This is a genomic window from Gordonia amarae NBRC 15530 (assembly GCF_000241345.1).
In the GTDB taxonomy this organism is placed as follows: domain Bacteria; phylum Actinomycetota; class Actinomycetes; order Mycobacteriales; family Mycobacteriaceae; genus Gordonia; species Gordonia amarae.
This window is the reverse complement of sequence record NZ_BAED01000040.1, coordinates 113,501-132,701: the sequence shown is the minus strand read 5'-3', so window position 1 is coordinate 132,701 and position 19,201 is coordinate 113,501. Positions and strand designations below refer to the sequence as shown.

At 66.4% G+C, this 19,201-nt stretch carries 16 protein-coding genes; 11 read left to right on the top strand and 5 right to left on the bottom strand.

Annotation, left to right across the window (positions count from 1 at the left end; all coding sequences use genetic code 11):
• Window positions 1–141 precede the first annotated feature (141 nt).
• From GOAMR_RS10920 to GOAMR_RS10900, 5 genes are all read left to right on the top strand, one after another.
• Window positions 142–768, top strand: coding sequence for a TetR/AcrR family transcriptional regulator (locus tag GOAMR_RS10920; protein WP_005187071.1), 627 nt, complete (start codon window positions 142–144; stop codon window positions 766–768).
• A 66-nt stretch (window positions 769–834) separates the two neighbouring features.
• Complete coding sequence (locus GOAMR_RS10915; RefSeq protein WP_005187068.1) at window positions 835–1,791, top strand: metal-dependent hydrolase; 957 nt, start codon at window positions 835–837, stop codon at window positions 1,789–1,791.
• Window positions 1,792–1,857: 66 nt separating this feature from the next.
• Window positions 1,858–2,919 (top strand): DUF7802 domain-containing protein, encoded by a 1,062-nt coding sequence (locus GOAMR_RS10910; RefSeq protein ID WP_138943671.1) that lies wholly within the window; start codon window positions 1,858–1,860, stop codon window positions 2,917–2,919.
• Entirely contained in the window at window positions 2,919–3,833 is a 915-nt protein-coding gene (locus GOAMR_RS10905; RefSeq protein WP_005187058.1) for an alpha/beta fold hydrolase, read from the top strand. Before GOAMR_RS10910 ends, GOAMR_RS10905 begins: the two co-directional genes overlap by 1 nt.
• A gap of 112 nt (window positions 3,834–3,945) precedes the next feature.
• A complete protein-coding gene (locus tag GOAMR_RS10900; protein ID WP_005187055.1) occupies window positions 3,946–4,662 on the top strand; it encodes a cutinase family protein in 717 nt (238 codons plus the stop codon).
• A 41-nt stretch (window positions 4,663–4,703) separates the two neighbouring features.
• On the opposite strand, the gene GOAMR_RS10895 is transcribed toward GOAMR_RS10900, so the two are convergent.
• Both GOAMR_RS10895 and zapE read right to left on the bottom strand, forming a co-directional pair.
• Window positions 4,704–7,064, bottom strand: a complete 2,361-nt coding sequence (locus GOAMR_RS10895) for a protein kinase domain-containing protein (RefSeq protein WP_040514969.1) — start codon at window positions 7,062–7,064, stop codon at window positions 4,704–4,706.
• 88 nt (window positions 7,065–7,152) lie between these two features.
• Window positions 7,153–8,154, bottom strand: coding sequence for a cell division protein ZapE (gene zapE / locus GOAMR_RS10890; protein ID WP_005187050.1), 1,002 nt, complete (start codon window positions 8,152–8,154; stop codon window positions 7,153–7,155).
• 117 nt (window positions 8,155–8,271) lie between these two features.
• Here zapE and GOAMR_RS10885 point away from each other — a divergent pair, with 117 nt between their 5' ends.
• Window positions 8,272–8,838, top strand: coding sequence for a TetR/AcrR family transcriptional regulator (locus tag GOAMR_RS10885; RefSeq protein WP_005187047.1), 567 nt, complete (start codon window positions 8,272–8,274; stop codon window positions 8,836–8,838).
• 61 nt (window positions 8,839–8,899) lie between these two features.
• On the opposite strand, the gene panB is transcribed toward GOAMR_RS10885, so the two are convergent.
• Complete coding sequence (gene panB, locus GOAMR_RS10880) at window positions 8,900–9,745, bottom strand: 3-methyl-2-oxobutanoate hydroxymethyltransferase (protein ID WP_005187045.1); 846 nt, start codon at window positions 9,743–9,745, stop codon at window positions 8,900–8,902.
• Window positions 9,746–10,119: 374 nt separating this feature from the next.
• Between panB and glnA (GOAMR_RS10875) the strand changes: the two genes are divergently transcribed.
• From glnA (GOAMR_RS10875) to GOAMR_RS10860, 4 genes are all read left to right on the top strand, one after another.
• A complete protein-coding gene (gene glnA, locus GOAMR_RS10875; RefSeq protein ID WP_040514967.1) occupies window positions 10,120–11,460 on the top strand; it encodes a type I glutamate--ammonia ligase in 1,341 nt (446 codons plus the stop codon).
• 242 nt (window positions 11,461–11,702) lie between these two features.
• Window positions 11,703–14,705, top strand: coding sequence for a bifunctional [glutamine synthetase] adenylyltransferase/[glutamine synthetase]-adenylyl-L-tyrosine phosphorylase (locus tag GOAMR_RS10870; protein WP_005187039.1), 3,003 nt, complete (start codon window positions 11,703–11,705; stop codon window positions 14,703–14,705).
• Window positions 14,698–15,675 (top strand): endonuclease/exonuclease/phosphatase family protein, encoded by a 978-nt coding sequence (locus GOAMR_RS10865; RefSeq protein WP_005187036.1) that lies wholly within the window; start codon window positions 14,698–14,700, stop codon window positions 15,673–15,675. Before GOAMR_RS10870 ends, GOAMR_RS10865 begins: the two co-directional genes overlap by 8 nt.
• 93 nt (window positions 15,676–15,768) lie before the next feature.
• A complete protein-coding gene (locus GOAMR_RS10860; RefSeq protein WP_050942678.1) occupies window positions 15,769–16,419 on the top strand; it encodes a biliverdin-producing heme oxygenase in 651 nt (216 codons plus the stop codon).
• 67 nt (window positions 16,420–16,486) lie between these two features.
• Here GOAMR_RS10860 and GOAMR_RS10855 read toward each other — a convergent pair whose 3' ends face one another.
• Window positions 16,487–16,672: a hypothetical protein gene (locus GOAMR_RS10855; RefSeq protein ID WP_005187030.1), complete on the bottom strand. Its 186-nt coding sequence runs from the start codon at window positions 16,670–16,672 to the stop codon at window positions 16,487–16,489.
• Window positions 16,673–16,855: 183 nt separating this feature from the next.
• A complete protein-coding gene (gene glnA / locus GOAMR_RS10850) occupies window positions 16,856–18,289 on the bottom strand; it encodes a type I glutamate--ammonia ligase (RefSeq protein ID WP_005187027.1) in 1,434 nt (477 codons plus the stop codon).
• 331 nt (window positions 18,290–18,620) lie between these two features.
• Between glnA (GOAMR_RS10850) and GOAMR_RS10845 the strand changes: the two genes are divergently transcribed.
• Window positions 18,621–19,118, top strand: a complete 498-nt coding sequence (locus tag GOAMR_RS10845; protein ID WP_005187024.1) for an RDD family protein — start codon at window positions 18,621–18,623, stop codon at window positions 19,116–19,118.
• Window positions 19,119–19,201 lie beyond the last annotated feature (83 nt).

Genomic DNA, 19,201 nt, shown 5'->3' with positions numbered 1-19,201 from the left:
TGTGGGGGTATACCCGAATTTGCTGGTGAACGTTACCGCACCTGCCGGTGGGGAAAAGGGACTTGCTGCCCGGTCCGTCCGGTCGGACGACACCGCCCGGTGTGATATGCCTACCGAGGTGGCGTCGGCGAAAGGAGAATCGTGACTTCCGGGACTCGTGGTTCGCGGCGGCGGGTGGCCTGGGGCGGACAAGGGCAGCCGGAGGATCCCCGGTCGCGGATCGTCGAGGCCGCGATCCGGACGCTCGCCACGCACGGACTGGAGCACACATCGCTGACGGTGATCGCGCGTGAGGCGCAGGTGTCGCGGCAGACGGTGTACAAGTACTTCTCCACGAAGGAGGAGATCGTCGAGATCGCCCTCGAGCGCGCGGTCACCGACGCCGGCGACCGACTCGTGGCATTGGCCCGCACCGCCGGAAGTGCGGAGGAGTTCGTGGTGGAGTTGTGTCTGTCGGTGGTGCGGGAGTTCACTGCCAACCCGGCCATCTCGCCGATGATCACCGTTCTGGAACAGCCCGCCGCACGCCGACGGCTGCTGGACCCGGAGGCGCTGGCACTGGCCCGTGGGTACCTGGAGCCGGTGCTGGGCTATCGTCCCGACCTCACCGGCGACCTGGAGGAGATGACGGAGACGTTCCTGCGTTTCGTGATCTCGTTGATGACCTTCGAGGGACCGTCTGGCCGCAGCGACGACAGTATGCGCGACTATCTGGCGAAGGTGCTGGTGCCGGCGATGGGCCTGCACCGTCACCCACCGGGTGATTGACAACTCAGACGCATACTGTCAATCTCGTCACTGTTGGTGTGGTCCAGATCATGCAGGGAGTGACCGATGGCGACGCTCGAAGTACGCAGAATCCCGTTCGAGTTCGGCGACGATGTGCCGTTCGTGTGGAATCCGCGGAATGTCGCCTTCTCGACGTTCATGAACGTGGTGTCGGTGTACGCGGTGGCGTTCGAGCAGATGATCGTCGCCGCCGTGCGCGAGGCCATCCCGCTCATCGATGACGACGAGGTGGCACGGGAGGCCACGGAGTTCCTGCGGCAGGAGGCGCAGCACTCGGCATGTCACCGTCGTCACCTCAAGGCGCTGGTGCGGCACTACCCGGGCCTGCGGCAGACCTTCGACGACGTCATCGCCTCCTTTGAGGAGATCACCGACACCAAGCCGCTCAATTACCGGCTCGCCTACATCGCCGACCTGGAGGCGACGTTCACCCCGTTCTTCAAACTCCTCCTCGACAACGAGGACGTGCTGTTCCGCACGGGCGACGATCGCGTTTCGTCACTTCTGTTGTGGCACTTCGTTGAAGAGGTGGAACACCGGAGTTCGGCGCTGGTGATCTATGACGCGGTCGTCGACGATGACTGGTACCGGGTGCGGGTGCTGCCGTCGATTGCCAGGCATCTGCTGACTGCCGCGCGGATCGTCGCCGACGGCATGAACGAGCACGTGCCGTTCGCCGAACGCGGGATGGACGCACACGACATCAAACCCGCTTTGAGTATGCGCACCGCACTGCTGTCCCGCATTCCCGGGCTCGCTCCCAAGACGGCACCGGTCATGCCGGCGCTCGGGGAGATTCCGTGGCGGGAGAAGCTTGCCGGCGGATTACGGGTCTTGTTGAGCCAGACTCCCTATCACGATCCCGCCTCCGAGCCGTTGCCGGAGTTCGCTGACGTCTGGTTCGAGCGGTACCGCCGCGGCGACGACGTCGCACATTGGTACGGCAGCCTCGCCGACACCCGTTCCGCCGCCGACACCGCCACCGACGCCGGGGAGCGGTAGATGTCCGGTCCGTGTCCCGCCGATTTCGCCTCGATGGCAAGGGGATTGGGATTCTCCTGCGCCGATGTGAAACCCGTTCTTCACCTTCGTAATCCGGCTTATCTGGAGAACTGGACCCTGCCGGTCGTCGAGCTGCTGATCGTGTCGCTGGCGATAGCCGCTGCGGTGCATGCCTTTCGGCGATGGCGGGCGGGGGATGTGACGCCCGCGGCGCTGTGGCTGGGTTCGGTGGTGTACCTGCTGGTGATGGAACCGCCCGTGTATTTTCCGGCGCAGTTCGGGATCGAGGACCGACTGTCAATAGCGTTCGTGCACAACGTCTTCACCGTCGAGTTCCTGTTCGACCGGATGCCACTCTACATCGTGTGTCTCTATCCGGCGATGGCGGTGCTCGCCTACGAGGCGGTGCGCAGTCTCGGGGTGTTCCGCAGTCGCGGCTTGCTCGTCGGTTCGGTGTGTGTCGGGTTTGTCCACCACTGCCTGTACGAGATCTTCGATCAGATCGGACCGCAATTGCTGTGGTGGGTATGGAATCCCAAGGAGAAGAACATCGCCGCCGTCATCGGGTCCGTTCCGGTGGCGAGCGTGTTCATGTTCGCGACGGTGGGGCCGGCGGCGCTCACCTTTTTGGTCAGGACATTGGTCACCACGAAAGCCGATCGCGGCGGGTGGCCGATCGCCGGCGGCATCGTGCTCAGCGGCGTACTGACGACGGTCGCCGTGTTGGTCGCGGGAGCACCGGGAATCCTCGCAGGCATGATCGGCGGTGACCCCGACACCACCGCGCAAACCGTGGTGATGATGCTGTTCGTCGCCGCGTTCGCGGTGACCGCGTTCATTGTGCTGCCGGCGCGGTGGCGCCACAACCAGGCGTCGGACGATCCCGGCGACGACGCCGCGCGCCGGTACGTAGTGCCCGCGATGGGGGTGTACCTGCTGGTGTTCGCGATCCTGTGGGCGTGGGAGATTCCCGGCCTGCTCGCGGGTTCCGTCGACAACCGGCTCGCCGGCAACCTGCCATACACTCTGACCTGTTTTGTATTGTCGTTGGCGATGGTCGTGGCCGTCGCCACCGGTGGCCGCAGGGGCGCGGTGGGGGAGCGTGAGCCGGAGGAGGAGCTGGTGTGATGGTTGACCGGGAGGTCATCGAGGTCGGTGGCGCCGCGGGAACACTGCGGGTGCTGTGCTGGTCGGAGTCCGGCGCGCGCGATACCGGCAGGCCGATCGCGTTGCTGCTGCACGGATTTCCCGACGCCCCCGACACCTGGGAGCCGATGGCCCGGCGCCTGGCGGCGGACGGTTGGCGGGTCGCCGCGCCGTACCTGCGCGGGTACGCGCCGTCGGATCTGGCCTCCGACGGCAGCTATCACGTCGGCGCGCTGATGGACGACGCCCTGCGCGTCGTCGATGCGCTGGGCACCACCGATCGCGACGTGGTGATCGGCCATGACTGGGGTGCGATCATCGCCGGTGTGCTGGCGTCGTTGCCCGACAACCCGTTTCGCAAAGCCGTGCTGATGTCGGTGCCGCCGATCCCGGTGTTCTACCCGATCCGCGGGCTGGGCGTGCGGCGGTCGTTGCTCGCCCTGCTGCCCGCGCAACTCCTGCGCAGCTGGTACATCATGTTCTTCCAGCTGCCCAAGCTCCCCGAGCGTTCCGCGCGCCAGGTCATCCCGTTCCTCTGGCGACGGTGGTCGGTGCGCCGCGACGTCGACCTCACCCCCGTGTACGACGCGATCGGCGCCCCGGACCGCTGGACCGCCGCCATCTCGTACTACCGGTGCGCCGCCCGCGACAAGACCGTGCCGGCGCGCTATCGGGCCTATCAGGACCGCTTCGGGCAGCCACCCCAGATCCCGGTGCTCTACCTGCACGGCGACCGTGACGGCGCACTCGGTGCCGGTTTCGCCGACCGTGCCCGCGTGGTCCTCCCGGAAGGCAGCTCGGTCCACGTCGTCGCGGACGCCGGTCACTTCCTGCAATTCGACAAACCGGAGGAGACCATCGGGAAGATCACCGGTTTCGTCGGCGACGCCCGCTGAGTGTGCTCTCGATCCGGCCTTCTCCGCTGTCGCCGCCGACTCGGTAGGTCGGATGGATGACCGGCCGATTTCCGTACTCGAAGTGTCAGCGATCCGGCGCTAGCATCAGCAGATGATCAAGCGGTTCGTCGTGGTGATGGTGTGCTGGGCGACGGTACTCACAGTGGGTGTGGTAGCCGGTCAGGGACGTGCCGACGCGGCGCGGTGCCCCGACGTCGAGGTGATGTTCGCCCGCGGGACCGTCGAGACCGCGCCGCCGGTCGGGCTGACCGGGCTCGCGTTCAGCGACGCCCTGCGGCGTGATCTGCCGGGCAAGAGCGTGAGTGTCTGGGGTGTGCCGTACAAGGCGACCGCCCGGTTCAGCGATCGCCGCTACGTGGCGCAGACCGCGATCGACGGCATCAACATGATCCAGCAGAGGATGACCCGGATCGCCGCCGCCTGCCCGCACACGAGCATCGTCCTCGGCGGGTATTCGCAGGGCGCGGTCGTCACCACCTACGCCACGTCGTCGACGCGGCTGCGGTTGCCCGAGCGGTACGAGCGGCAACTGACCGGGCTGCCCCAGGTCCTGCCGCGGTCGGTGGCCGACCACGTCGCGGCGGTCATCCTGCTCGGCGCACCGTCGGACCGCTGGATGCGCGACGTCGGCACCCCGCCGCTGCGCGTCGGAATCCCATACCGGTCCAAGACCTACCGCTACTGCATCCCCGGCGACACCATCTGCAACGGCGCCGGGGTCGGCCGGCCCAATGCGCTCCACGTCCTCTACGGGCCCGGTCCGGTGAGCGATGCCGCCGCACACTTTGCGGCACAACGCATCAGGTAGCCCACTGGCCGTATTGCCGCGATATCGATTCGCTGTCGTGATCAGTAGTCGACTGTCTGCGGACTCGTTATTTTTTCGGAACCGTGCAGAGCACCCCAGCACTTGAGTTCGTCGGCCTGTCCGATCGCGCAGGTGACACTCGACCCGGTGACCACTGCTCGGGTGTCGGTCAGGCCCGCGACGAGGTTGGGTTTCGGGACCAACCTGCCGGTGTCTTCGACGGCAGCCTGTCCGTACTCGTTGTTGCCCCAGCAGTGCACCAGTCCGCCAGAGGTTGTGCAGGCTGTGCCGACGTCGACGGTGATCGAGTCGGCGCCATCGGTCCCGGGAACCTCAACGGGAACGGTGCGGTTGCCACGGGAGTCCGGCGTGAATCCGTAACCCCAACAGTGGACGGTCTGCGCCGCGATCGCACACGGGGTCACTGTCGTGAAGTCTTCGCCATCGTCCTTCACGATGGCGCTTCCGATGGCGACAGCCGTCACGTCGTCGATGTTGAGAACCCTTCCCGGACGGGAGCGCATTTCGGTCGTGCCGTTACCGAGCTGTCCGGTTCCGTTTGAACCCCAGCAGTACAGGTCACCGCCGGTGACGATCGCGCATGTCGCACCTCCGCTGGTGACCACCGTCTCGACGTCTGCGAGGTTGACCTCGACGGGCTGGGCGATGGGTTCCTCGCTGGGGCCGGTGCCTACGGCGCCTGTCTTGGCATGACCCCAGCAGTAGAGTGTCTTCACCGCGGTCACCGCGCAGGTGGTGCCGAATCCGGTTGCGATACCCACCACTGTGCCCGGCAGACCGGGCACCTTGACCGGGCTACTGCGGTCGGTGGTCGAACCATCACCGACCTCGTAGCTACGGTTGTGACCCCAGCAGTACGCAGCGCCGCCGGCGACCGCGCACGTGGTTACCCCCGAGGTGTTGTCGGTGTATGTAACCCTGCCGACATACACAGCGGTGACGTCGGTGAGACCGGGCACCTTGACCGGTGTGGACCTGTCCGTCGTTGATCCGTCCCCGACCTGCCCGTTCTTGTTACTACCCCAGCAGTAGAGCTCGCCGAGCCGGATGACGCACGTCGTCCCGCCCGAGGCGGCGATCTGATTCTGCGGGAACGCGGTCTTCCCAGTCGGCGTGGAGTCAGGCCACCACAGCGGACTGGTCGCGCCGACCGCCACCAATGCGGCGACCGCGAGGACCACGCCGACGATGATGCCGGTGCTGCGCTTTTTGTGCCGCGGACCCGTGGGCGCCGGACTTGGGTGTGCCTCTGCGGCAGCAGGATAGCCCGACGCAGGTGCTGCCGGGTAGAAGCCGGGTGCTGCGACCGTCGCGGCGTTCGGAGGGCCGGGGAACGGGTACGGACCCGCTGAGAGCGGGGGAGCGGGGTGTGCCGGTCCCTGTGGCAATGGCAGCGCGGGAAGGCCGCCAGGGGTCGGCGAAGTCACCGAGGAGACCTGTGTCGCAACATATCCGGGTAGAGGCGGATAACCTGACTGTCCCAGGTGCCCAGGCGACGACGATTGACCGGCTGCCGGGGCATAGGCCGGTGACGGTGACCACTGGTGGCCGGCCACCGACGGACCCGGTGCGGCGAGCGCCGTTCTGAGGTCGTTGGCGAACGACTGACAGTCGGGGTAGCGCTGGGCGGGGGCTTTCGACATCGCGCGCTGCACAACCCGATCGGCCGCAGCCAGCTCCGGACGTACGGCCGACACGAGTGGAGGTTGCGCGGCCACGTGCGCGTGCAGGATTGCCGGGAGCTCGCCGACGAACGGTGGTTGTCCCGTCAACGAGGCATATACGGTGCACGCCAACGAGTATTGGTCTGAAGCCGCGGTGGCCGTGCGCCCGCTGACCACTTCCGGTGCGGTGTATGCGGCGGTGCCTACCAACGAGTTGACGGCGGTCAGATCCGGGTTGGTGGCCAGCTTGGCGATGCCGAAGTCGAGCACTGTCGCGTGGACCGAATTGTCGCGCCGGCGGGTGATCACGATATTGGACGGTTTGATGTCGCGGTGCACCACGCCGCGCTCGTGCGCGTAGTCCAGAGCGTCCGCGACTTCGGTGATGGTCGCGCCGATCTCAGTCGGTGACAGCGTGGCCTCCGCCAGATCGGGGCCGTCCAGATATGCCATGGTGAACCAGGGCGTGTCGTCCTCTATCCCGTAACGGTAGACGGTCACGATCGATGAGTGGGTGAGGCCGGCGGCAATCTGTGCCTCGGTCATGAATCGCTGCCCGAGATTGCCGTTACCCTGCCCGGAAACGGAGAGGATCTTCATCGCTTCACGGCGAGACAATGAGGGGTTGGTCACGAGATATACCTCGCCCATGCCACCGGTACCCAATCGCCGCTCGATGTGGTACCCCGAAAATTGTTTTCCAGGATGAAGTTTCATGGCCCCCGCAGTTCGTCAGTGAACAGTGGCGTCCACAATACTTGTACGTACGTACGTGACAGGTGCCCCCTCTGCCGATCCTGTGGTGCTAACCGATCGCGCGGAGTGTGGCGAGCCGGCTGACAGTTCGTGCGGCATCGAGAGGTGGGGGTTGCGCGTCGAGGAGGCGATCCGGCGGACCGGCGGCGTGGACGTCCACGCGGATGTCGCGGTCGTAGAGCACGTCGATCAGGTTGGTCAGGCGCATGAGCGCGTCCCGGTCGGCGGTGGCGAGGTCGGGGACTTCGACGATCGTGATGGCGTTGAAATGGTGTGCCAGCCAAAGGTATTGGCGGGTGCCGATGGGTCGCTCGCATATTTCGGTGAATGTGAAGGTGGCGGTGCGGGATTCGGTGTGCGTCGCGTGGCAGGCGATTCCGTCGGAGTGCAGTGGTATTCGTTCGGAACTGTTCTGTCTCGCAAGGGGGCTTAGCCAGTATCCAGAGGCAAAGCCATTGTCGGTGTGCGTAACTCGTGTGCGGTAGTCCGGGCCATCGCCGATCGGTACCACTGTCAACGATCTGGTGATGATGTCGATCGCCGTTAAAAACCTATGGTGGAACAAGGGATTCGGCATGAGATCAGCGGGTGCGTAGTTGCTCGTCGCGACCACGAGTGTCCGGCCGTCGCACAACGTGCGGAGCAACTCGGTCAGGTATATCGCGTCGGCGACATCGTGGACGTGGAACTCATCGAAGAACACAGCGGGGGCCGTGCCGATGATCGACCGGATGGCATCGCGGTGGGAGATGCGTTCGTGGGCGATGCGGGCCTGAACGTCGTCAAGGAAGCCGTGAAAGTGCATCCGGACGTTGTTCTCGCCCGGTATCGCGTCGAAATACCTTGTGGCCAGGTCGGTTTTACCCCGACCGGTGGTGCCGTGGAGATAGATACCTGTCCTGGTTGATTCGGTGATGGCTGCGACCGCCCCCAACTGGGCGTCGTCGAAGGCGATTCCGGACGCCGCGACGGACTCCTGGAACAACGGTGCAGTCCGAGCGGCCAGCGCAGTCGCTGACGATCCCGGTGAATGACGTCGAAGCAGATTCATGGTGGACCTCCATTACTCTATACTCGTAGAGTAATAGAAGGTGAGGCGACCTGATCGGTGAGATGCGTCTCGGTGCGAGACGGTGTCAGGACCGAAGGTTTCGGTAAAGGAGGGAACGTGGCACGACCGGGGGACAGGCGGCCGCTGATCGCCGATCATGCGATCGCCGTACTGGCGGAGGGTGGCGCGCGAGCACTGACCCATCAGGCCGTCGACCGGCATGCGGGCCTGCCCGCCGGCTCGACGTCGTACTACTACCGGACGCGGGCCGCCCTGATCGAGGCGGTCGTCGAACGGATCCGGGTCCATTCGCGGGCGTCGTTCGACGATGCACACACTGGGTCCGCGGCTCCGGCCACGGTGGACGGCGCCGCGGCCCTCATCGCAGGGCAGTTGGCCGGTCTCGCGGGGGAAAGGCGGGATCAGGCGCTCGCGGTGTTCGCACTCTTCGGTGAGGTTCGGGAGCGATCAGACCTACGCGTCGGGTTGATGCGGTGCCTCTTCTCGGTGGAACTCGCCACCGGACTGTTCGAGGCACTGGGAAGTGACACACCCCTGGCCGACGCCACGGATCTTGTTGACCTGCTGACCGGGAGATTGGTGCGGCTGCTGTATGGCGACGGCGACACGTCGATCGGCGACCTGGCGGCTACGGTCGGCAGGTTTCTTCGACGAATGGGGTGAGAGCGCAGGGACCCTTGCTGCCGGTTCCGGATTTCCGGAACCGGCAGCAAGGTAGGGAAACTCAGTAGGAGTGTTCGGGGCCGGGGAAGACGCCGCGACGCACCTCGTCGGCGTACTGCTCGGCGGCCTTGCGCAGATCGCCGCCCACGTCGGCGAAACGCTTGACGAACTTGGCGGTCTTGCCGTGGGTGAAACCGGCCATGTCCTGCCAGACGAGAACCTGGGCGTCGGTCTCGTTGCCCGCGCCGATCCCGACGGTGGGGATGGTGAGCTTGCGGGTGATCTGGCCGGCGAGGTCGGCGGGCACCATCTCCATCACGACGGCGATCGCGCCCGCCTCCTGGACGGCGATGGCGTCGGCGATGAGCTGGTCGGCGGCATCGCCGCGGCCCTGGACGCGGAACCCGCCGAGCCCGTTGACGGACTGCGGGGTGAACCCGATGTGCGCCACGACCGGGATGCCGGCGGCGGTGAGGGTGGCGATCTGGTCGGCGACACGTTCGCCGCCTTCGAGCTTGACCGCGTGGGCGCCGGTCTCCTTGAAGATGCGGGTGGCCGACTCGAGGGCCTGCTGCGGGCCGGCCTCGTAGCTGCCGAAGGTGAGGTCGGCGACGACGAGGGCGTGCGGCGCGCCGCGGACCACGCCACGGATCAGCGGGATCATCTCGTCGAGGGTGACGGGGATGGTGGTGTCGTAGCCGTAGACGACGTTGGCGGCCGAGTCGCCGACGAGCAGGACCGGGATGCCGGCGTCGTCGAAGATGCGGGCGGTGGAGTAGTCGTAGGCGGTGAGCATTGACCACTTCTCGCCGTCGGCCTTCATCTGCGCGAGGTGATGCACGCGCATCGCGCGGCGGGGCTTGGCGGGGGTGGTGGGGGCAGCACCGTAGACCGAGGTTTCGGACATCGTTGTCTCATTTCGTTCCTCGAGTCCTGCTGAGCAGGTACCCGGGCGGGTAGGACACCACGTATTCTCCACCTGCCGAACGCTCGTTCACACCCGTTCAGGCTGTGCTCTTGCTCACAGGGTCGACTGCCGTATCGGGTCGGCGAGGATTGCTGTGCGGCGTCCGGTGGTGCGCCGACGTGCGCGTTCGGTGGATCGGCGGCAGAATAGGGCCGACCGCCCCGTCTCATCTCACATCGTGACAGGGCATCGGTGAGCCACACCAGTCACAAGGCGTCTCATATGCTGAGATTTCTTAAGCAAAGTTGCAGGTTATCGCATCGGAATTGTGAATGTAACACGGATTTAACAGGCGGCTCCTACTGTCCGACGGTATGGATCGCCAAAAGGAATTCGTGCTCCGGACCCTCGAAGAGCGTGACATCCGATTCGTCCGATTGTGGTTCACCGACGTCCTCGGATATCTCAAGTCAGTAGCGATCGCACCCGCCGAGCTCGAAGGTGCCTTCACCGAGGGCATCGGGTTCGACGGCTCCGCCATCGAAGGCTTCTCCCGCGTGTCCGAGGCGGACACCGTCCTCAAACCCGACCCGTCGAGCTTCCAGATCCTGCCGTGGACCACCTCCAACGGCCGCCACCACTCCGCCCGCATGTTCTGCGACGTCGCCATGCCCGACGGCACCCCCAGCTGGGCAGACTCCCGGCACGTGCTGCGCCGCGGCCTCAACCGCGCCGCCGACCTCGGCTTCAGCTGCTACGTGCACCCCGAGATCGAGTTCTTCCTCCTCAAGGACGCCCCCCTCGACGGCACCCCGCCCACCCCCGCCGACTCCGGCGGCTACTTCGACCAGGCCGTCCACGACGCCGCACCCCACTTCCGCCGGCACGCCATCGAAGCCCTCGAATCGATGGGGATCTCCGTCGAGTTCTCCCACCACGAAGGCGCCCCCGGCCAGCAGGAGATCGACCTGCGCTACGCCGACGCCCTCTCCATGGCCGACAACGTGATGACCTTCCGCTACGTCATCAAAGAGGTCGCCATCTCCGAAGGCAGCTCCGCCACCTTCATGCCCAAACCGTTCAGCGAATACCCCGGCTCGGCCATGCACACCCACATGAGCCTGTTCGAAGGCGACACCAACGCCTTCCACAACCCCGACGACCCCATGCAGCTGTCCGACACCGGCAAGAAGTTCATCGCCGGCATCCTGCACCACGCCAACGAGATCAGCGCCGTCACCAACCAGTGGGTCAACAGCTACAAACGCCTCATCCACGGCGGTGAGGCGCCCACCGCTGCCAGCTGGGGACGCGCCAACCGGTCCGCCCTCGTCCGGCTACCGCTCTACACCCCCAACAAGGTGTCCTCACGCCGCGTCGAGATCCGCAGCGTCGACTCCGCGTGCAACCCGTACCTCGCGTTCGCCGTCCTCCTTGCCGCCGGGCTCAAAGGCATCACCGAGGACTACGAACTTCCTGACGAGGCCGAAGACGACGTGTGGGCACTCACCCCGGCCGAACGTCGCGCCATGGGGTACAAGGAACTGCCCGGCAGCCTCGCCGAAGCCCTCGTCGCGATGGAAGAGTCCGAACTCGTCGCCGAAACCCTCGGCGAACACGTCTTCGACTACTTCCTGCGCAACAAATGGACCGAGTGGACCAACTACCGCAGCCACGTCACGCCGTTCGAGCTCCGCAATTACTTGCCGTTGTGATGGTTGGTGGTTGTTGATCGAGGCCTTGTGCCCCGGTCTTCTTCCTTCCTTCGCGCAGGCTCGTTCCTCGCCTGGCTCAGTCAGTCGTCCAGACGGGGGGCGGCCTCGATCAACAACCACCAACGCGGCCAAACATGTGGGCGGCCTGGCATCGGCCTGTTGCCCGGCCGTCTGTGGGTTGGTGCGCTTGACCTGATCGCGGCCCGTGGGGCCGACCGGCTACCGTTTCAAGGGTGAGTACCTTGTACGGGCGCGGCAGCGTGCCCAGCGCCGGCCGCCTGGGGCTGCTCGACGACGCCGCGGCGGCCAACCTGGCCACCCTGGGGTGGAGCAACGAGAAGTCGATCGATGTGCTGTGGTCGCTGTCCCGGGCACCCGACGCCGACCTGGCGTTGCGTGCGCTCGTCCGCCTGCACGACGCGGCAGGCCCGGAATGGGCCGATATCGACGCCGAACTCCGCACCGACAAGGGATTCCGGGGCCGACTGTTCGGTGTGCTCGGATCGTCCGACGCGATCGGCGATCACCTGGTCGCCGAGACGTCGAGCTGGCGCCGGCTGCTGTCGTCCGAGCTGCCCGACCGGGACGAACTGTTCCGTCAGATGCTCGCCTCCGTCGACGCCGAACCCGAGGCCGGGGAGGTCGAGAAGGGGAACCTCGTCTACCGGGCCGGCATCACCGGGCCCAAAGCCGTGGTCGCCCTGCGGATCGCCTACCGGAACCTGCTGCTCGAACTGGCCGCGCACGACGTCGCCTCCACCGTCGAGGACGAACCCGTCCTGTGGTTCCCACAGGTAGGGGCCTACCTGGCCGACCTCGCCGACGCCGCGCTGACCGGCGCACTCGCCGTGGCCTACCGCGAGGTGTTCGCCGACAAGCCGATCACAGTGCGGCTGGCCGTCATCGCGATGGGCAAATGCGGTGCCCGCGAACTCAACTACGTCAGCGACGTCGACGTCGTCTTCGTCAGCGAACCCGCCGACGGAAAATCCGCGCGCGTCGCAGGCGAGATGATGCGCGTGGGCACGCTCGCCTTCTTCGAGGTCGATGCCGCGCTGCGCCCCGAGGGCAAGGCCGGCGCGCTCACCCGGACCCTCGAATCGCATCTGGCGTACTACAAGCGGTGGGCCAAGACCTGGGAGTTCCAGGCGCTGCTCAAGGCACGGCCGATGACCGGCGACATGGAACTGGCACGCGAGTACTACGACGCGGTCAACCCGATGGTGTGGCACGCCGCCGAACGCGACGACTTCGTGCCCGAGGTGCAGGCGATGCGGCGCCGCGTCGAATCCCTTGTCCCCGAAGAACTCCGCGACCGCAACCTCAAACTCGGCAGTGGTAGCCTGCGCGACGTCGAGTTCGCGGTGCAACTACTGCAGATGGTGCACGGCCGTGTCGACGAAAGCCTGCGCGTCCAGGCCACCGTCGACGCCCTCGCCGCGCTCACCGACGGCGGCTACGTCGGTCGTGACGACGGTGCCAACCTCAGTGCCTCCTATCAGTTCCTGCGCCTGCTCGAACACCGGTTGCAACTACAGAAACTGAGCCGGACCCACCTGCTGCCCGAGTTCGGTGACGACGCCGGCATGCGCTGGCTCGCCCGTGCCGCGCACATCCGGCGCCAGGGCGACAAGGACTCGACCGAGGTGCTGCGGGCCGAGATCCGCCGGCAGAGCCTGCGCATCCGGAGGTTGCACGAGAAGCTGTTCTACCGGCCACTGCTCGAATCTGTCATGCACTTCAACGCCGATGAACTGACCCTGAGCAGTGCAGCGGCGCAGCGACGGCTCGCCGCCCTGGGCTATGCCAAACCCGACCGGGCACTGAGTCACATCCGGGCGCTGGCCTCGGGGGCCGGCCGGCGCGGACAGATCCAACTGCTCATCCTGCCGCGGCTGCTCGAGTTGATCGGCCGCACCCCCGACCCCGACGCCGGTCTGCTCAACTACCGCAAACTGTGCGACGAAGTCATCGACCAGGACTGGTTTCTGCGGTTGCTGCGCGACGACGGCGTGGTCGCCGAACGGCTGATGAAACTGCTCGGCACCTCCGAGTTCATCGCCAACCTGCTGATGCGTTCGCCCGAGACAATCCGCCTGTACTCCGACGGCTCCCACGGCCCCAAACTGTGCGAACAGCAACCCGAGGACGTCGCCAAGGGTCTCATCGCCTCGACCGTGCGCCAGCGCGACCTCAAACGGGCTGTCGCCGTGGCCCGTTCACACCGCCGCGCCGAACTGGCGCGGATCGCGTCCGCCGACATCCTCGGCATGATGGACGTGCCACAGGTGTGCCGGGCCCTGTCCTCGGTGTGGGCGGCCGTCCTCAACGCCGCACTCACCGTCGTCATCGACGACTCGGTGCGCCAGTCCGGTGAACCGGCACCCGCCCGGATGGCCGTCATCGGCATGGGCCGGCTCGGCGGGGGAGAACTCGGCTACGGCTCCGACGCCGACGTCCTCTTCGTCTGCGACCCCGAACCCGGCGTCGATGAGGAAACGGCCGTGAAATGGGCCAGGACCGTCGCCGAGAACGTCCGTACCATGCTCGGCTCACCCAGCCAGGATCCGCCGCTGGAGGTGGACACCGGCCTGCGGCCCGAAGGACGCAACGGGCCCATCGTCCGCACCCTGGCCTCCTACGCCGCCTACTACGAGCAGTGGGCCCTGCCGTGGGAGATCCAGGCGCTGCTGCGAGCGCATCAGGTGGCCGGGGACGACGACCTCGGCGTCGCCTTCCTGCACATGGCCGACCGGATCCGTTACCCCGAGGGTGGGGTGTCGGGCGAGGCGGTCAAGGAGATCCGCCGCATCAAGGCGCGTGTCGACTCCGAACGGCTGCCGCGCGGCGCCGATCCGATGACGCACACGAAACTCGGCCGCGGCGGCCTCGCCGACATCGAGTGGACTGTGCAGCTGCTGCAACTCAAGTACGCGCACCGCTTCCCGGTGCTGCACAACACCTCCACCCTCGAATCGCTCGACGCCGTCGGGTCGGTGGAACTTCTCGGCGAGAACGACGTCGCCCAGCTCAAGGAGGCGTGGCTGACGGCCACCAAGGCGCGCAACGCACTGGTCCTGGTGCGTGGCAAGCCCGTCGATCAGCTGCCCGGACCCGGTCAGCAGCTGCGGCAGATCGCCTTCGCCGCGGGGTGGGCCGAGGATGAAGGGGCGGAGTTCCTGGAGCACTACCTGCGCGTGACCCGGCGGGCCAAGGTCGTCGTCCGTAAAGTGTTCGGTGCCTGAGGGTTTCCGGGGCGTCCTCTGGCGTACCCTGCGGCTGGCCGTGCTCGGCGCCGCCGGTCTGATGGTGCTGGCCACCGTCGTCGCGGTGCTGCTTCACTACGTACCGTTCGGCAGGCCGACGCTGATCGCGCTCACCAGCGGGGTGCCGTTCCTGCTCGTGATCGCGATCGTGGCGGTCGTGATCTTCGCCGGGCTCACACACTGGCTCGGGACCGCTGTGGCCGCCGTCGCCGCCGCGGCGCTTGTGTACACACAGGTTCCGCTGATCGTGAGCGCCGACACCCCCGACGGACCGAGGATCACCATCGCCACCGTGAACGTGCTCAAGGGCCACGCCGACGTGCGGGCGGTGGAATCGCTGGTCCGGGACAGCGACGTCGACATCCTCGCCCTGCAGGAGGTCACCACCGAATGGCTCGACAAGGCCCGGGTCAGCGCCATCGCGCAGCGTCTGCCGTTTGAGTTGTCCGAGGTCGTCCCTTTCGCCGCGGCCTCCGGGTCGGCGCTGTTCAGCCGCACCCCGCTGCGCGGTCACGACACCATCGAAGGCACCGCGTTCAAGAATCTGCGGGCCGTCACCGACCTGCCCGGCGCACGGGCGGCCAAGGTGCTCACCATCCACCCGGCCGCACCCACCGGAGACGCCCGGGACTGGGTCGAGGACACCGACACCATCACCGACTATCTGCACAAACTCGGTGACGGGCCGGTCATCGCGGCCGGCGACTACAACGCCACCTGGGACCAGGCACGCTTCCGTCGTATCCTGCGGGACGGCTACAGCGACGCCGGTGAACAGGCCGGGTCCGGGTACCTGCCGACATATCCGACCAACGGCAGGCTCGGCAACCGGCCCGTCGTCGGCATTGACCACGTGATCGTCAGAGGGTTCGTGGCCACCTCGGTGCGGACGCATTTCATCTCGGGCTCCGACCACCGGGCAGTGGTGGCGACCCTCGTGGCGGACTGAACCTCAGATACCGGACACCCGCCTGTGAGATTCCGTCCAGTTCGGGCCCAGGACTTCTCGTCGATGCCCCCGGCTGGTATCTGTGGTGACATCATGAGCACAGTTTCCGTGGGCGAACGGCCGTCGATCTCCAGCAGTCTCCGCGACGCGACCGCCGTGGCGCATGAGCGCGCAGAGCGCTCCGACTTCATCGGCGACCTGATGGCGGGCCGGCTCGACGCCGAGGCCTACCGGACCCTCGCCGCCCAGCTGTACTTCGTGTACCGCGCGCTCGAAGAGGTCGGCGACGACCTCCATGCCGCCGACGGCGCCCGCGCGGTCGTCGCACCGATCTTCGACGAACGCCTGCGCCGGCTGCCGCGCCTGGCCGCCGACCTGGATGCGCTCGGCGTCGACATCAGCACTGTCGAACCGCTCCCGGCCGTGGCCCGTTATGTCGAGGCGATCGACGCAACCCGCAACGATCCCGCCCGGTACGTCGCGCACCACTACACGCGCTACCTGGGTGACCTCAGCGGCGGCCAGGTGATCAAGAGCCGGATGATCTCGCACTACGGCATCGACAAGGACTCGCTGACGTTCTACGCCTTCGACGGCATCGACAAACTCAAGCGGTACAAGGACGGCTATCGCGACGCCCTCGACGGCCTGCCCATCGACGACGACGCTCACCGGCGACTTGTCGACGAGGCGATCCGGGCATTCGAGTACAACGAGGCACTGTTCGCCGAACTGGCCGCCTGAGACAAAAAGATCCGGACCCCGACGCGCCCCTGCGGCGTCGGGGTTCCGGACCGGTCGGAAATCGCCGTCAGAGAACCTCGACGACCTCGCCCGCCTTCAGCACGATCTGGCTACGGTTGTCCGAACTCAGCACCAGTTCGATCAACCGATCGTTGGTGCCGTGCGGATGGTTGTTCCGGACCGTCCCACGCCAACCCTCGATGGCGATGCGGTCCCCAGGAGCCAGGTCGTCGACAAACCGTGTGCGGTGCATAACAACATCGTTCACGATGTGACATCAGTGCAGGCAGGGCCGTTGGTCCCCAGCTGACCAGGCAAAACACCCCTACCCGCCGGTATAGAAGCCGGCCGGTGCAGGCAGCAGACGGCCCGCCCGGCGAATAGCTGGGCGGGCCGACACGGCTGCGGTGAACCCGGTCATTGCCCGGGCCGAGGATCAGCAGTCGTAGTAGAGCGCGAACTCGTAGGGGTGCGGACGGATCTGCACCGGCTCGATCTCGTTCTCACGCTTGAGCGCGATCCAGGTCTCGATGAGGTCCTCGGTGAACACGCCACCGGCGGTGAGGTACTCGTGATCCTCTTCGAGCTTGTCGATGACCGCGGCCAGCGAGGTGGGAGCCTGCGGGATGCCCTTGGCCTCCTCCGGCGGGAGCTCGTAGAGGTCCTTGTCGACGGGCTCGTGCGGCTCGATCTTGTTCTTGATGCCGTCCAGGCCCGCCATCATCATCGCGGCGAACGCCAGGTACGGGTTGCCCGAGCTGTCCGGGCAACGGAACTCCAGGCGCTTGGCCTTCGGGTTGTTGCCGGTGATCGGGATACGCACACAGGCCGACCGGTTGCGCTGGCTGTAGACCAGGTTGATCGGGGCCTCGTAGCCGGGGACCAGACGCTTGTACGAGTTGACGGTCGGGTTGGTGAACGCCAGCAGCGACGGGGCGTGATGCAGGATGCCGCCGATGTAGTAGCGCGCCAGATCCGACAGACCCGCGTAGCCCGACTCGTCGTGGAACAGCGGCTTGCCGTCCTTCCACAGCGACTGGTGGGCGTGCATACCCGAACCGTTGTCACCGAACAGCGGCTTGGGCATGAAGGTGACGGTCTTGCCGGCCTGGTAGGCGGTGTTCTTGATGATGTACTTGAACAGCAGCACATCGTCGGCCGCGTGCAGCAGCGTGTTGAACTTGTAGTTGATCTCGGCCTGGCCGCCGGTGCCCACCTCGTGGTGCCCGCGCTCGAGGGTGAACCCGGCGTTGGTGAGGTTGGTGGACATCTCGTCGCGCAGATCCACGTAGTGGTCGTACGGGGCGACGGGGAAGTAGCCACCCTTCGGACGGACCTTGTAGCCCAGGTTGGGGCTGCCGTCAGGATCGGTGGGTGAACCGGAGTTCCACCAGCCCGACTCCGACTCGACCTCGTAGAAGGTGCCGTTCATCTGCGAGTCGAAGGCCACCGAGTCGAAGATGTAGAACTCGGCCTCGGCGCCGAAGAAGCAGGTGTCGGCGATGCCGGTGGAGGCCAGGTAGTCCTCGGCCTTGCGGGCGACGTTACGCGGGTCGCGGCTGTAGGCCTCACGCGTGAACGGGTCGTGGACGAAGAAGCTCAGGTTCATCGTCTTGGCCTTGCGGAACGGATCGATCCGCGCGGTGGCCGGGTCGGGCAGCAGCATCATGTCGGACTCGTCGATCGACTGGAAGCCGCGCACCGAGGAGCCGTCGAACGCCAGGCCTTCCTCGAACACATCCTCGGTGAACGCCGATGCGGGGATGGAGAAATGCTGCATCACGCCGGGCAGGTCGCAGAAACGGATGTCGACGTACTCGACGCCCGATTCCTTGATGCCCTCTAGTAGTTCTTCGTTGCTGCTGTACACCGTCCGGTGACTCCTTCGTGATCGGTTGCCGGTTTCCCGGCGCCGGGAGCGAAACGCGCGGACGCTGCGGTCCCCGTCAAATGAGAGACCGTCGCGTTCGGTTGTCTCATCCGCCACCGAGCTTCCAGCGGCGGATCTCAAGTCAGAACGCTATGGAGCCGAGGTTGCCCAGGAGTCAAGTACATGTTTCCCCTGTGTTACGTCGACGGGCTCTGTTCTGCGGTGTCAACACTATTCCTCCGGAGGGTCCGATGTGGCCCACATCGCCGGGCACGTCGCCCGCACTTGCACCGGGGGAGGGGGTGGCCCGGCGGCCACTACTATGGAACGCATGGGTCGAGTAACCGGATCATGGCTGTCGGGTCCCCAGATCGGCAGCCCCGACAGCATCGAATACCGCGGAGCGGACCTCGGGCTGCCACAGTCGGGGCCCGGTTCCCTCGCCACCGGCTGGACCCGCGTCCTCGGGTTGCTCATCGACTGGGTGCTCGCCTACGGGCTGAGCCTGCTGTTCACACCGCTGAGCTCGCCCTACCTGGGAACCATCGTGCTCGGCGTGTGGTTCGCCATCGGTGTGCTCGCAGTGTCGGTCTTCGGTTTCACGCCGGGACAGTTCGTCGCGGGTATGCGGGTGATGCGCGTCGATCTGGGTGCCGATCGCGCCACCGCCGAGGTCACCGGACAGACCTCTCCCGCAGCGGTCGGGATCGTGCGCGCGGTGGCCCGGCAGGTGCTCATCGTGTTCCTGGTACCCGCACTGATCAACGATTACAACGGCCGGGCGCTGCACGACCGGGCCACCGGAACGGCGCTGATCCGCACCCGCTGACGCACGGGGTGCAGTGGCATATGCCTCGGCGCATGTGCTTGGGTAGCTCAAATGGGGAGAATTCTCGGCTTCACGCTGTTTGT

Bases quoted from the DNA above. Each gene is read 5' to 3' on its own strand.
- GOAMR_RS10915 (WP_005187068.1), top strand. From the start codon at position 835: ATGGCGACGCTCGAAGTACGCAGAATCCCGTTCGAGTTCGGCGACGAT.
- GOAMR_RS10905 (WP_005187058.1), top strand. From the start codon at position 2,919: ATGGTTGACCGGGAGGTCATCGAGGTCGGTGGCGCCGCGGGAACACTG.
- GOAMR_RS10900 (WP_005187055.1), top strand. From the start codon at position 3,946: ATGATCAAGCGGTTCGTCGTGGTGATGGTGTGCTGGGCGACGGTACTC.
- GOAMR_RS10895 (WP_040514969.1), bottom strand. From the start codon at position 7,064: ATGAAACTTCATCCTGGAAAACAATTTTCGGGGTACCACATCGAGCGG.
- zapE (WP_005187050.1), bottom strand. From the start codon at position 8,154: ATGAATCTGCTTCGACGTCATTCACCGGGATCGTCAGCGACTGCGCTG.
- panB (WP_005187045.1), bottom strand. From the start codon at position 9,745: ATGTCCGAAACCTCGGTCTACGGTGCTGCCCCCACCACCCCCGCCAAG.
- glnA (WP_040514967.1), top strand. From the start codon at position 10,120: ATGGATCGCCAAAAGGAATTCGTGCTCCGGACCCTCGAAGAGCGTGAC.
- GOAMR_RS10860 (WP_050942678.1), top strand. From the start codon at position 15,769: ATGAGCACAGTTTCCGTGGGCGAACGGCCGTCGATCTCCAGCAGTCTC.
- GOAMR_RS10855 (WP_005187030.1), bottom strand. From the start codon at position 16,672: ATGCACCGCACACGGTTTGTCGACGACCTGGCTCCTGGGGACCGCATC.
- GOAMR_RS10845 (WP_005187024.1), top strand. From the start codon at position 18,621: ATGGGTCGAGTAACCGGATCATGGCTGTCGGGTCCCCAGATCGGCAGC.